This window comes from Clostridium aceticum (genome assembly GCF_001042715.1).
Classification (GTDB): Bacteria; Bacillota; Clostridia; order Peptostreptococcales; family Natronincolaceae; genus Andreesenella; species Andreesenella acetica.
Window position 1 is genome coordinate 579453 of the sequence record NZ_CP009687.1, and the last position, 14203, is coordinate 593655.

At 34.7% G+C, this 14203-nt stretch carries 10 protein-coding genes; 5 read left to right on the forward strand and 5 right to left on the reverse strand.

The features are described 5' to 3' along the window. Positions 1–21: 21 nt before the first annotated feature. A complete protein-coding gene (gene nifV / locus CACET_RS02635; RefSeq protein WP_479722671.1) occupies positions 22–1176 on the reverse strand; it encodes a homocitrate synthase in 1155 nt (384 codons plus the stop codon). Positions 1177–1663: 487 nt separating this feature from the next. Between nifV and CACET_RS02640 the strand changes: the two genes are divergently transcribed. The 5 genes from CACET_RS02640 (at position 1664) to CACET_RS02660 (ending at position 9223) form a co-directional block, all read left to right on the forward strand. Continuing rightward, positions 1664–2113, forward strand: coding sequence for a chemotaxis protein CheW (locus CACET_RS02640; protein WP_044823279.1), 450 nt, complete (start codon positions 1664–1666; stop codon positions 2111–2113). A gap of 134 nt (positions 2114–2247) precedes the next feature. Then, on the forward strand, positions 2248–3414 hold the full coding sequence (locus CACET_RS02645) for an exonuclease SbcCD subunit D (RefSeq protein WP_044823098.1): 1167 nt from the start codon (positions 2248–2250) through the stop codon (positions 3412–3414). A gap of 1 nt (position 3415) precedes the next feature. After that, positions 3416–6556 carry an SbcC/MukB-like Walker B domain-containing protein gene (locus CACET_RS02650; RefSeq protein WP_044823097.1) on the forward strand — a complete coding sequence of 1047 codons (3141 nt, stop codon included), beginning with the start codon at positions 3416–3418 and terminating at the stop codon, positions 6554–6556. A gap of 159 nt (positions 6557–6715) precedes the next feature. Further along, the gene (locus CACET_RS02655) at positions 6716–7534 is read left to right on the forward strand and encodes a nitroreductase family protein (RefSeq protein ID WP_044823096.1); all 819 of its coding nucleotides are present in this window, start codon (positions 6716–6718) and stop codon (positions 7532–7534) included. A 366-nt stretch (positions 7535–7900) separates the two neighbouring features. Continuing rightward, a complete protein-coding gene (locus tag CACET_RS02660) occupies positions 7901–9223 on the forward strand; it encodes a YjiH family protein (protein ID WP_044823095.1) in 1323 nt (440 codons plus the stop codon). A gap of 235 nt (positions 9224–9458) precedes the next feature. On the opposite strand, the gene ychF is transcribed toward CACET_RS02660, so the two are convergent. The 4 genes from ychF to larC all read right to left on the reverse strand — a co-directional run bounded on the left by ychF (position 9459) and on the right by larC (position 14070). Further along, a complete protein-coding gene (ychF, locus tag CACET_RS02665; RefSeq protein WP_044823094.1) occupies positions 9459–10553 on the reverse strand; it encodes a redox-regulated ATPase YchF in 1095 nt (364 codons plus the stop codon). A gap of 273 nt (positions 10554–10826) precedes the next feature. Further along, positions 10827–11573, reverse strand: coding sequence for a nickel pincer cofactor biosynthesis protein LarB (gene larB, locus CACET_RS02670; protein WP_044823093.1), 747 nt, complete (start codon positions 11571–11573; stop codon positions 10827–10829). Then, on the reverse strand, positions 11574–12374 hold the full coding sequence (larE, locus tag CACET_RS02675) for an ATP-dependent sacrificial sulfur transferase LarE (protein WP_144414705.1): 801 nt from the start codon (positions 12372–12374) through the stop codon (positions 11574–11576). It lies immediately after the preceding gene. A gap of 427 nt (positions 12375–12801) precedes the next feature. After that, positions 12802–14070, reverse strand: a complete 1269-nt coding sequence (larC, locus tag CACET_RS02680) for a nickel pincer cofactor biosynthesis protein LarC (RefSeq protein WP_044823091.1) — start codon at positions 14068–14070, stop codon at positions 12802–12804. Between the last annotated feature and the right edge of the window lie 133 nt (positions 14071–14203).

Below are 14203 nucleotides of genomic sequence, written 5' to 3' on the forward strand. Positions count from 1 at the left end.
ATCTATATTGGTTATTTTTATCTAAGCTTCTTGAGCTAGTTTATCTTCACTAATTACTTCATCATATAAACTAAAAAGCTCCTGATCTGTTAAAGGTCTTTTGAAAGCAGTCGCTGTATTTCTTACTTTTTCTAATAAACAATAAGCGGTAAAGTCATCTATATGAATACCTTCAGATACTAATTTGTGCTTAATAGCAGCAGTGCCAGAATGTTTGCCAATAACGATTTTTCTTTCCAGTCCTAATTCATCTGGACAAATAATTTCATAGGTTAAAGGATTTTTTAAGGCACCATCAGCATGAATACCAGATTCATGATAAAATATTTTTTCACCTACAACTGCCTTCCAAGCAGGGATTTCTCTATTAGAGGCTTTTGCTACATAATTACACAAACTTCTTAATTTTCCCATGTTATAGTCAGTGATATCACCATTAATTCCATGTTTTAACGCCAGCATTACTTCTTCTAGGGAAGCGTTACCGGCTCGCTCACCTAAACCATTCACAGTAACGCCTAAATAACTAGCTCCTGCCATGGCTCCAGCGATAGCATTGGCAGTTGCCATACCTAAGTCGTTGTGGGTATGCATTTCAATATCAATATCTACTGCTTCCTTAAGGTTCTTGATGATATTATAAGTGCTAATAGGGTTTAAAATTCCTACAGTATCACAAAATCTTATTCTGTCCGCTCCTGCTTCTTTAGCAGCTTTGAAAAAGTTAGTTAAGAAAGCTTCATCTGTACGGGAAGCATCTTCAGCATTTACTGATATATATAGTCCATTAGATTTTGCAAACTCTGCAGCTTTTACCATTTGTTCTAACACTCTAGCTCGGGTAGAATGAAGTTTATGTTTAATATGGATATCGGAAGTGGAGATAGATATAGCAACAGCATCAACACCACATTCGATGGAAGCTTCAAGATCCTTGATAACAGCCCTATTCCATCCCATGATACTGGCCTTTAAATTACTTTTTACAATCTTTTTAATTACAGCTTTTTCTTCTTCTCCCATGATAGGAATTCCGGCCTCTATTTGATCTACACCAATTTCATCTAGCATTTTGGCGATAAACACCTTTTCTTCATTAGCAAATACTACTTCAGCAGTTTGTTCACCATCTCTTAAAGTTGTATCTAACAATTTAATCTTTTTTTCCACACAAATAACCCCCTTTGAATCTCCAATAATTAACTTTATATATTATTATATATGCAACTTTATGAAATTTCAATTACATTTTTCGAAAAAATGAAATTTTTTTTAAAAATATTTCATAATTTCTTGTAAGTTATGAAATATATTGATGTACAAACACATAAAATGCAATAATAGAAATAGAAAGCTCCACAAATGTGAATGGAATAATATAGAAGATTATATAAAAAAGAATTTATACAATGAAACAGAAGGTTTTTAAAAGGAAATTTTTAGGATAAATATCAGTAAAAAACCTAAATAGTGGTAAAATTTCATGAATAACCGTGAATAAACTTACATAATTCCCTTTTTTGTAAAATAAATAAAAAGAATTTTGCAAGAGATACAAAATACCATTCATAATTTGTTTTAATCGCTAAAATTTTTTAGAAAAGCCATTAAGAACCTGATGATCTGTGGTATAATTTGTATAAAAGGGGGAGGGAAGTTGACGATGGCAGAAAAACAGTATGTTATTTTCAAATTATGCGGGGAAGAGTATGGTGTAGCTATTCAACATGTACAAGAGATCACAGAACACAAACGAGCTACAACTGTTCCTAATGTACCAAAATTTATTGAAGGTATTATTAATTTAAGAGGAAATATAACACCAATTATTAGTTTGAAAAAGAAGTTCAATTTGCAAGAGGGAGAAATTCAAGAAAGTAACAGAATTATTATCATTAATATAGCAGATAAACAAGTAGGTTTTATTGTAGATGATGCTTCACAGGTATTAACTATGGATGAAAAACAAATAGAAAACCCTCCAGAGCTTTTAACGGGTATTGATCGACAATATATTATTGGTATAGGTAAGGTAGAAGAAAAAATTATCATTTTATTGGACTTAGAAAAAATTCTGACAGAAAAAGAAAAAAATGAAATAAAAAACATGTAAGAATTTATGGATGAAAGATATATTTTAAAGCTACATAAAAAAGACACAAGAAAACCTCTGATGTATATAGAGAGGAACATTGTGTCTTTGATTTTTGGAAGATATATACAATATTTTAAAAGGAGGGTTGGGCAATGAAAATACTCCATACTGCTGATTGGCACATAGGAAAAATTGTAAATAATGTACATATGACTAAGGATCAGGAATATGTTTTAGGCCAATTGGTGGATATCGTTTTGCAAGAAAAGCCTGATGTAGTAATTGTTGCAGGAGACATCTATGATAGAAGTGTACCTCCTGTAGAGGCGGTAGAATTACTGGATAATGTATTTAATCGAATACTGTTGGAGTGTAAAACCCCTATTATTGCTATAGCAGGAAATCATGATAGTGGAGATCGGGTGGGGTTTGCAAGGAAGATTCTAAAAGACCATGGGCTGCACATTGCAGGGAGATTGAAGAAAGAGATAGATAAGCTAATACTAGAGGATGAATTTGGACCAGTAAACTTCTATGTGATCCCCTATGCAGACCCAGCTGAAGTTAGAGAAATTTTTGACCAAGATGATATTAAAAATCACGATACTGCTTGTAAGGCAATTATAGATGAAATCAATAAAACAATAAATCTAAAAGAACGAAATATCGCTATTTTACATGGATTCGTTGTGGGGGGACAAGCGCCAGAAGAAAGTGCTTCAGAAAGACCTCTATCCATTGGAGGGACAGAGTATATTACGCAGGAATATTTCAAGGATTTCAATTACACTGCTTTAGGACATCTACATGGTCCTCAAAAAGTGGGGGGAGACAATATTCGCTACGCTGGTTCTCTTCTTAAATACTCCTTTTCAGAGACAAAACATAAAAAAGGGGTGAAGCTTATTGAGCTAGGGGAGCAAGGGGAAGTTACAGTGACTTTTAAAGAATTAGTCCCCCGCAGGGATATGAGGATCATTAGAGGAGAATTAAATAAATTGTTGGATGGTGAAGCATATAAGGATACTAATGTAGAAGATTATCTCCATGTTATCTTAACAGATGAAGGAGAATTGCTGGATCCCATCAACAAACTTAGAGGGGTTTATCCTAATATTCTTTCTATAGAAAGAGAAGTAAAAACGACAAAAACAAAGATATCAAAAACCTCTGCTGGAACAGGTTATAAAAGTAAGAGTACATTAGCACTTTTCCAAGATTTTTATACCAGTATTGCTGGAGACATGTTTACAGAAGAAAAGAAAGAAATCATGTTAGAAGTGATAAAACAAGTAGAAAAAATGGAAAAGGGTGAATAAAATGCGGCCTATTCAACTTACCATGTCAGCCTTTGGCCCTTATGCTGAGGTTGAAAGCATAGATTTTACAAGATTAAATGGTAAAAATATTTTTCTTATAACAGGGCCTACGGGGGCTGGAAAAACTACAATATTCGATGGGATTGCTTATGCTATCTATGGTAAAACCAGTGGCTCCGACAGGGACCAAGAGCATATTCGCAGCGATTTTGCCAATGAGGATACATTAACCTATGTAGAACTTACCTTTCAATTACACGGTAAAAAATATTATATCAAAAGAATTCCAAAGCAGTATAAAAAGAAAACCAGAGGTGAGGGCTATACAGAACAAAAATCAGATGCAGAATTAAAAATAATCGAGGATAACAAAATTTATACGGGTGTTCTAGAGGTGGACCATAAAATAAAGGAAATTATAGGTCTTACCTATGAACAATTTCGACAGATTGTCATGATTCCCCAGGGAGAGTTTAGAGAACTGCTGTTGGCAGGCAGCAAAGAAAGGCAAGAAATTTTTAGAAAAATTTTTGGCACCAATATATTCAAAGAGATTCAAATTCAACTTTATGAGAGGGCAAAGAAGATTGCCTCAGAAGTTACTAGATTAACTGAAGAAAGAAGAACCAATATAAAAAATATATATGTTGGGGAGTGTGAAGAATTAAGTCAATTGATTTCTACTGAAACAATCAATGTCAGCCTTCTTGAGGAAACATTGACAAATCAAATTCAACGGGATAAAGAAGAAGAAAAAAAACTGACAAAGGAAATAGAAGGGTTGGAGGAAGCTTGTACTGCCTTGCATAAAAAAATAAATGAAGCATTAAAAAACAATGAAAAATTCCAAAGAAAACTTGAAATTGAACAAGAAAAAATGAAACTACAGGAAAAAGAAGGAGTTATTAGACTTTATATAGAAAAAGTAAGTAAGGGTAGAAAAGCCTTGAATTTAAAGGGATTGGAAGATAGTTATTTAAATAATATAGATAAGGTAGAGAAAAGAAAGGGGGAAATAGAAAATCTTTATATAGTTTTAAAGGAAGCTGAAAAGACTTTAGAAAACGCAGAAAAAATCCTAATGGAGGAGGAAAGTAAACAAGAGCAAAGACAAACTTTGATGAATCAAGCGATCATCTATAAAGGCTATACAGATAAAGTAAAGGTCTATGAAGAAAAGCAGGGTCATTACGCTGCGCTACAAAGCAGCTTGGAAACAAGTCTTTCAAATGTCAATCGTAAAAAGCAAGATGTGGAAATGATAAAAAGCAAAATAAAATCTCTCCATCTTGAAGCAGAAGGAATTCGGAAAGCAACAAAGGATGCAGGTGTTCTAGTAAGAGATTTAGAGAAAAAAGAAGCCTTGCAGAAAAAACTAAAGCAGTTCCAACCCTTGTTGCAGGAACTGGATAGAATAAGAAAACAGTGCAATAAACAGATAGAAGAAAAAAATCAGATGAAAAAGCGATATGAAGATCAAAAAGCTAAACTCCAAGAAATGCAGCATAAGTTTTACAAAGGATATGCAGGGCTGTTAGCAAAAGATTTGAAAGAAGAAGACTCTTGTCCTGTATGTGGTTCTCATCATCATCCCAACCCTGCTAAGATGATAGAAGATGTACCTACACAGGAAATGTTACAAAAAGAAGAGGAAAAGTTAAAGATTTTAGAAGAAAATTATCGTATCAGCTATGAGGAATTTCAGCGATTGATGGGGAGTGGTACTGCTCAAAAGCGTCAAGTGGAGGATCAAAAAGTAGAAATACAAGAAATCATTGAGGTGGATATAAGTGCTTTTGAAAAGGAAGCATTGACAGGCTTTATCAAGGAGAAGCTAAAGCTGTTAAGTAAAGAAATAGATGCATTAAGGCAACGGTGTGAAGCCTTAGAAGAGCAACAAAACAGACAAGAAGAACTAATTATTGAAGCAGAGCAGAAAACGGAAACTCTAGCAAAAGAAGAAAAACAGCTGGAGACTATTCTAGAGCAATATACAAAGGTGTATGGTGAAGTGCAGAAGGAAACCACCACCATTGAAACTTTAGAAAAGGAACTACCAGAGGAGATTAGAACACAAAAAAAACTACAGGATAAAATAACAACTATAGTAAGTGAATATAATCTTATGGAAAAGGCGCTTCATGATGCAAAAGAACAGTTTCTAAAAAACAAAGAAAGAAACACCAGCTTGCTAAAGGAAAAGGTTATCAAAGAGGAAGATCTTAAAGAGATAAAGATGGAATGCGGTCAGCTTCAAAAAAAGCTTAAAGAGGAAATAATAGCCTTAGGTTTTGAAGATGAAGAAGCATATAGGATAGCTAAACTTGCAGAAGATCAGATAGAGACGTTAGAAAAGGAAATTAAAACATATGATGGAAATGTAAAGTCTAATGAAGATCGATACAAGGAAATTATTGAAGGACTTAAAGATCTAAAGGTAGTGGATATAAACGTAATAGAAGATGAACTGGGGAAAAAAACAGAGGAAAAGAGTAGTCTGACTACAAAAAGTACTGAAGTTTTTGCACGTATCAAACATAATACGGATATATCCATAAATATTAAAAAGATTAATGAGGCTATAAAGAAAGAAGAAAAAAACTATAGTATTATTGGAGAATTGGCAAAGGTTGCAAAAGGCGATAACAGTGAAAAGATCACCTTTGAAAGCTACGTATTAGCAGCATATTTTGACGATATTATTGAGGCGGCCAACATAAGATTAGGAAAAATGACGGGAAATAGATATGAAATGAGTAGAATAAAAGAAAAGAGCAAAGGAAATGCTCAGAGTGGATTAGAGATAGAAGTTTTTGATAATTATACAGGTAAATCAAGGCATATCAAATCCCTCTCAGGAGGGGAGAAGTTTGAAGCTTCCCTTTCTTTAGCTTTAGGTTTAGCTGATGTAGTACAATCCTATGCTGGTGGAATTAGTCTAGAAACTATGTTCATTGATGAAGGTTTTGGAACACTAGATACAAAGTCTCTGGATAATGCTATAGAATGTCTTTTAGAATTGCAAAGCTCTGGGCGATTAGTAGGAATTATTTCACATGTTCAAGAATTGAAGGATAGAATCGCTACTCGGCTAGAAATTCAACAGGAGATAGGGGGAAGTAAGACAAAATTTATTGTATAAAGGAAGCTGTAGGATCAACTTAAGAAATATATTTTTGTCTTCAGCAGTATTTTAAAAAACTATCATTTAAGTAAAATATTGTTTTTAAAACATAAACAAAGTGGGTAATTATAGAAAAAATAAATTTAAATTATGAGGGGCAAAGGGGATGTTGAAGAGATGAAGTTTACAAATTTAATTGAAGAAGTAAAAACAATAAGGGAGTTTAAAAAAGATGCAGTAGACAAAAAGTTGATTCAAAAAGTTATAGAGGCCGGCAAGGAAATAAAAGGTCTTGTAGAAAATACCGCCACATCTGTCGTATTTATCGAAAATGGTAAAGAAGCTTATGCAGCACTATCTGGCAAAGTAGGATACTATGGTAAGATGATGGAAGCGCCGCATTATATAGCGGTGGTATCTGGAGAATATCCTTATTCTATGGAGAACAGCGGCTATATCACGGAGTGGATGAGACTAAAGGCTTGGGAGCTTGGTTTGGGAACCTGCTGGCTAAATGTTGAAGATGGGGAAGAAACCAAGAAAATCTTAGGTATCACAGAACTAGGAACTGTTACTTCTTTTATTGCAATAGGTGTACCTTACACTGGAATTTTCAAAAAGGATACCTCTGGAAAGACTGCTAGAAAAAGTATTAAAGATTTAGTATACCTGGAAGAATGGGGTAACCCTTGTAGTATAGAATACCTAGATACCCGTGCCATGACCAATATTTTCTATTATACAAAGCTAGCACCATCATGGAGCAATCAGCAGCCATGGCAATTTATCATAGATAGAGATAAGGTATTATTAGTGATGAACAAAGAACAGCAGCAAAGCATGAGGATTGATTCAGGTATTGTGATGCTTTACTTCCAAAAGTCCGCTGAGGAAGAAGGCATTACAGGAAAGTGGGAATTGGCAGTAGGGGAAGTGATGGAAAGGAAGTATAATATTCCACAGGAATATAAATTAATTGGATATTACACTGTATAATCGCTAAAATCACCCTTAAATATATAAGAACAAGGCACTTCTAGTACAGATATGCCTTGTTCTTATAGGATATTGCTTTTTTAAAAACCGAGTTACTAATTCATGCTTTATACATAAATCTGGAACAATAGTAGCTAGAAATTCGAGAAAGAAAAAATTCAGCAAATCATCCAAGCTAGCAAAATGTTATTAAAAGGAAAACGTTTTGCAGATAAAAGCTATCTATATTCTATATTTTTTAAAAAATATTAAAAAAAGCCTCCATAAACATGTTTTGGTAAAATAAAGAAATAGATCTATGTGGAGGTTGGATTTATAATTAAAGTACAGTTTAATTCATATCATAATTATTTAGGAGCTGATAGTATGAATGTCGATTCTGTCAAAAAAAATAGCTTTAGATTATCTTTGAAGATGATAATAATGAGTCTTATAGGCGTATTTGTGTTTTTTATCAATGTGACTATAGGGGAAAAAAGAACGATATTTGTAGGACATGTATCTGGATTTTTAACAACAAGTTTGTTTCCTGTACTGCCTTACATTATAGTAATTATTGGTAGTTATTGTATCATTGATATAGTTAAGAATAGATCTAGAGATGAAAAAAACCTTATCACTATAATTTTGGCACTATGTAAAATAATAGGTTTTATTTTTTTGCTGTTTGTAATCTTAGGGGTTGGACCGAAATTTATATTAGATGAAGCTATTGGGTTGTTTGTGATAAATAACTTGTTAATTCCTATAACGATAACGATACCCGTAGCTACATTGTTCTTACCATTTTTATTAGACTATGGACTTGTGGATTTTATAGGTGTTTTATTAAAAGGTGTAATGCGGCCTATTTTTAAGTGTCCAGGAAGATCTGCTGTTATTGCAGTAACTGCTTTTTTAGGAAACTTTTCTGTAGGACATATTGCTGTGGATAGTATGTATAAGGAAGGGAAGCTGACTGAGAAAGAAGCAGTAATTATAGGAACAGGATTTTGCACCTGTTCAATAGGGTTTTTGATGGTATTGGCAAATACATTAGGTATTATGGAATACTGGTCCTTTTACTTCTGGAGTAGTTTGTTTATTACCTTTTTCGTTACATTTATTTCTATTAGATTATGGCCCCTCAATAAAAAGAAAGATGAATACTACGTTGGGGTAACACCACAGCCAGAGCAAGAGTTCAAAAAAAACCTGATAAGAAATGCATATATTACAGGGTTAACTGTTGCTGCTAATGCTGACCCTCTACCTAAAAGGATGATTTTCATATTGAAGGAAAGTTTTAAAATTTTAGCTGGCCTACTATGTGGAGGAATGTTTTTTGCGTCTATTGGTTTGTATATTAATCAAAATACTTCTTTTTTTACGTATTTAGGATATATTCATTATCCATTCTTAAGACTTGTGAATACTCCGGATATAGCAGTAGCTATGGAGGCAAGTGGTATTTCAATTTTGGAAATTTTTCTACCGGCTGTCATTGCCGGTAGTCAAGATATAGCATTACAAACACGGTATATGATTGCCGTTTTACCGGTTTCGATGATTGTTTTTTTAGCGGGTTTTATCCCCTGCATCTTGGCCACCAAAATACCCGTTAAGTTTACAGAATTGATTGCTCTATGGCTTCAAAGAACAATCCTTACAATTTTATTAGCAGGTATAATTGGTATGCTTTATTTTTAGTAAGGTATGTTGAAAATATAAAATAGAATAATACAGTTTCAAGATAACAAAGCACCTCAAATTATGTTTAGAGGTGTTTTGTTTTTGGGCATCTGCTATGACTACATATAAAACATTGTCAATCATGAATTTATTTTCTACGTTGATAATAGCAGTCCTGAACTTCAGGGCAAAAAAATAATCACTCTGTAAGCCAGTACAGTGTGATTAATTAAGTAGTCCAGCTGATGGTAACTTATACATTAAACCTAAATAAAATAACATCTCCATCTTGTACTACATACTCCTTACCCTCTAGCCGAACAAGACCCTTTTCCTTTGCAGCAGCATAGGTACCGCAGTTTACAAGATCATCAAAGGCAACAATCTCCGCACGAATAAAGCCTCTTTCAAAATCAGAATGGATTTTTCCAGCCGCTTGTGGAGCTTTAGTGCCATTTTTGATGGTCCAAGCTCGTACTTCCTTTGGACCTGCTGTCAAATAGCTGATCAGACCAAGTAAAGAGTAGGAGGCTTGTACCAAACGATCTAGACCAGATTGGCTTAGTCCTAACTCCTCTAAAAACATAGCTTTTTCTTCTTCCTCTAGCTCTGAAATTTCTGCTTCGATTTTAGCGCAGATCACAACTACCTCTGCACCTTCTGTTTTAGCAAATCCTCTTAATTGTTGTACATAAGGATTATCAGCACCTTCATTTGATACTTCATGCTCTGCCACATTGGCAATGTAAATGATGGGCTTCATAGACAAAAGATTAAAAGTTTTTAGGATTTCTAGTTCTTTTTCATCGTACTCTAAACTACGAGCGGATAAACCTTCTTCAAGGGTACTATGAATTTTTTTAAGTAAATCCACTTCAGCTAATAAGCTTTTATCTCCTTTAACTAGCTTTTCGGACTTTTGAAGTCTTTTTTCTACCATTTCAAGGTCTGAGAAAACTAATTCTAAATTGATGGTTTCTATGTCTCTTAAAGGATTAACACTTCCTTCTACATGGGTGATATTAGAATCTTCAAAGCACCGAACAACTTGAAGAATCGATGCTACCTCACGAATGTGAGAAAGAAACTTATTTCCCAAACCCTCACCCTTACTGGCACCCCGTACTAATCCTGCAATATCATAAAACTCAATGGCTGCGGGGATTGTTTTCTCAGACTGATATAAGTCTGTCAAAAACTTTAATCGATCATCAGGAACAGCTACTACGCCTACATTAGGCTCTATCGTACAAAAAGGATAGTTAGCAGATTCTGCTCCTGCTTGAGTAATAGCATTAAACAATGTGCTTTTTCCAACATTAGGCAGACCAACAATGCCTAGTTTCATGTGAATCTTCCTTTCTCTATGAAATTCTTAATTACATATCCATATCATCAGCGTTAACTTAAGCCATAATTTGTCATCCTGAGTGGAGCAAAGCGGAATCGAAGGATCTTAGTGTTAGTAAAATCCTTGGCTACTCCAAGATCCTTCGCTACCCTCAGGATGACAGTTTAAGAGAATTTTGGTAATAATTGTATTAAGTTAACCCTATGATATCTATATCAATATACACATAGGTAAAATTATACCTTATTGGAGATGCCTTAGCAATATTAACTATAATTTATTAATCATGCTGGCCATATAGCCAGCACCAAAACCATTGTCAATATTGACAACAGCAGTACCGCTAGAACAGCTGTTCAGCATAGACAGTAGAGCTGCCAAACCACCAAAGTTAGCACCATAACCTATACTAGTAGGGACAGCAATCACCGGCTTGTCCACAAGACCGCCAACAACACTGGCTAGGGCTCCCTCCATACCAGCTACAGCAATCACAACTTTAGCTTCTCTAATGATATCTAGCTTAGAAAATAATCGGTGGATGCCAGCTACCCCCACATCATAAACCCGTTCCACTTTGTTGCCGAGGATTTCTGCTGTCATAGCAGCTTCTTCTGCAATAGGAATATCAGAGGTGCCGCCGGTAGCAACTACGATATAACTATCACTTACTTGAATCTCTTTTTGTAAGAGGGTAATAATTCTAGCCATTTTATTGTATTCTGCCATAGGGAACTTTTCTTTTACAGCCAGATACATTTCTTCAGTAGCTCTTGTGCCTAAAATATTACTGCCTTTATGAAACATTACCTCGACAATATCTACAACCTGTTCAACAGTTTTTCCACTGCAGTAAATTACCTCTGGATAGCCCTGACGGAGTTCTCTATGATGATCAATCTTAGCAAAGCCTAGGTCTTGATAGGGCAATTGTTTTAGTGTGGAAAGGGCTTCGTTGACTGAAACTTTGTTTTCTTTTACATCTAGTAATAATTTTTCTATATTTTCTGTTCTCATCTATAACACCTCATTTTGACTTCCTGTTCGATAGCCTTCTAAATCGACAGTAATATATTGAAAGTCCATTGTTTTAAAGTCTGCAGCAATTTTTTTCATTTGTCTTTCCTCCAACAAATCTTTTAATCTATCAGGGGCCACCTCGATCCTAGCCAGCTGACCATGAAGACGAACTCTCGCCACAGGAAAGCCTAAATCTATTAAGTATTTTTCTGCCTTCTCTACTTTTCTTAAATCTTCCTCTAGGATTTTTTGGTCATATTGGATTCTTGTTAAAATGCAGGCATAAGCAGGTTTATCCCAGGTAGGAAGCTCTAAGTTTTTAGACATCTGTCGAATCTCCTCCTTAGTAAAGCCAACTTCTAAAAGAGGGCTGACTACGTTTAACTCTTTTAAAGCTTGCATACCTGGACGATAATCCTTCGTATCATCAAAATTTGTACCATCTGCTACATGCTGAAAATGATTTTCTTTAGCAAAATCTAAAATTCCTTGAAAAATCTTCTTTTTACAAAGATAGCATCGATTACTGGGATTATATTGAATTTCTTTAGGAATTTCCTTATGTTCTATGACGACATGAGGAATAGATAACTGTGCTGCCAACTCTTTGGTTTCTTCAATTTCCCAATAAAGATGAAAGGGTGCTTTAATGGTGAGGGCCATTGCCCGATTTCCTATAGCCTCTTGAGCTGCTTTTAATAGAAACGTACTATCTACGCCGCCAGAAAAGGCAATAACAACACTTTCTAAGGACTTGATGTATTGTAACAACCTTTGATATTTATCATATAAATTCAATTTTACGTCCCCCTTTTTATGTATATACTTAATTTTCATCACGACATTAAGTAATTGCACAACTGAAATATATAAGTTGCAGTCATAGGCACTAGCTTAACACAATTATTATCAAAATTTTCTGGAACTGTCATCCTGAGCATAGCGAAGGATCTTGGAATAACGAAGAACTCTGCTAATACTAAGATCCTTCGACTCCGCTTTGCTCCGCTCAGGATGACAAATTATGGGTTAAGCTAACGCTAATGAAGTTGCAATAAAACTTTACAGCTTAGTGAAAGATAGTGGAGTCATGGGGACGGTTCATCTGGCACGTATGCTTGGAACTGTCCCCGTGGCGTAGCGAATGTAAAGTGCTTAGGTTCAAACATAGAGGCATAGACTGTAAATAAGTATATATACAGTCTATGCATTGCTGCTAAAAACATTAGTCTTTATAAATTCTTTCTACTAATTCATAGACTCTTTTCAATGGTATATTATGGTCTTCTGCAATTTTCTTGCAGTCTTCATACTCAGCCTTCCATTTTACTACTTTTCCTTGATAAAGGGCAAGCTTTATTTTAACACTACCATAGGGTGTATCAACTGTGACAACTTCTCTCCCCATCATACTCTTTTCCACATCATAGCTACGAATTCCGAGGGTTGTAGTCTCTTCATAGAGAATAGGGATCATTTTATCTACCATTTGAGGACTACATAAAACACTGAGTTTCATAGCAGGTCGGCTCTTTTTCATGGTAATTGGCGTAAGATATACATCCATAGCACCTTCCGATAGAAGCTTATTCATCACATATTGGTAAAGCTCTGGGTTCATATCATCAATATTACATTCTATTATTCTGGCTTTTTCTTGATGCTGGTTAGTTACTTCTCCTAAAAATACACGCAATACATTAGGGATCATATTATCTCTATGTCCTATACCGTAACCAACTTTCATAATAGAGAAGTTTTTATCAGAGGTATACTCATCCCCTAAAACCTTGGCTATAACAGCACCTGTAGGTGTGGTCATTTCCTTTTGAATTTCACCTGACAGGATAGGTATACCCCTTAAAATCTCTGCGGTGGCTGGAGCTGGAACGGGAAATTTACCATGCGCACAATTGATAAAACCACCCCCCACAGTAATAGGAGAAAAGATAACTTTGTCTACTTTTAAGAAATTATAGCAAATAGCTGCCCCTACGATATCTACAATAGAATCCACAGCACCTACTTCGTGAAAATGTACTTCTTCTATAGATTTACCGTGAATTTTGGCCTCTGCAACTGCTACTTCTCTAAACATCTTTAAGCTAACTTCCTTTACAGCAGGATCTAGATCACTACCATCAATAATAGCTTCGATGTCGTGAAAGTTTCTATGATGATGTTGTTTTATTTTATGAGGATGTTCATGTTGATCATGACAATGGTGTTTGTGGTGATGTGTATGATTATGAGAACAAGCGTTTTCATCATGATGATGGTGGTTTTCATGCTGGTTATGTAGGAGCTTTACATCTACTTTTGTACCTGTGATTCCCTTTCTTTCATCCCTTGTAATCACTAACTCATATTCATTTAAATGGAGCTTCTCTAGTTCTTCTCTTAGAATAGCTTCATCTACGCCGAGATCAATCATTGCACCTAAGTTCATGTCTCCGCTGATGCCGGAGAAGCAGTCGTAGTATAGTATTTTCATAGCGATTCCTCCTGAAATTTTAAAGACTAACTTGCAAATATAAGCTTTGCTATAGTATTTCCTTATTATACTATAACAAACAAAGATAAAAAAATAGTGTAATTTATTTTAAATTTCTTATTGACTTTCGAAA

What these genes read in the sequence shown, in the direction of transcription:
- CACET_RS02640 (WP_044823279.1), top strand. Translation starts at nt 1,664, where the DNA reads ATGGCAGAAAAACAGTATGTTATTTTCAAATTATGCGGGGAAGAGTAT.
- CACET_RS02645 (WP_044823098.1), top strand. Translation starts at nt 2,248, where the DNA reads ATGAAAATACTCCATACTGCTGATTGGCACATAGGAAAAATTGTAAAT.
- CACET_RS02650 (WP_044823097.1), top strand. Translation starts at nt 3,416, where the DNA reads ATGCGGCCTATTCAACTTACCATGTCAGCCTTTGGCCCTTATGCTGAG.
- CACET_RS02655 (WP_044823096.1), top strand. Translation starts at nt 6,716, where the DNA reads ATGAAGTTTACAAATTTAATTGAAGAAGTAAAAACAATAAGGGAGTTT.
- CACET_RS02660 (WP_044823095.1), top strand. Translation starts at nt 7,901, where the DNA reads ATGAATGTCGATTCTGTCAAAAAAAATAGCTTTAGATTATCTTTGAAG.
- ychF (WP_044823094.1), bottom strand. Translation starts at nt 10,553, where the DNA reads ATGAAACTAGGCATTGTTGGTCTGCCTAATGTTGGAAAAAGCACATTG.
- larB (WP_044823093.1), bottom strand. Translation starts at nt 11,573, where the DNA reads ATGAGAACAGAAAATATAGAAAAATTATTACTAGATGTAAAAGAAAAC.
- larC (WP_044823091.1), bottom strand. Translation starts at nt 14,070, where the DNA reads ATGAAAATACTATACTACGACTGCTTCTCCGGCATCAGCGGAGACATG.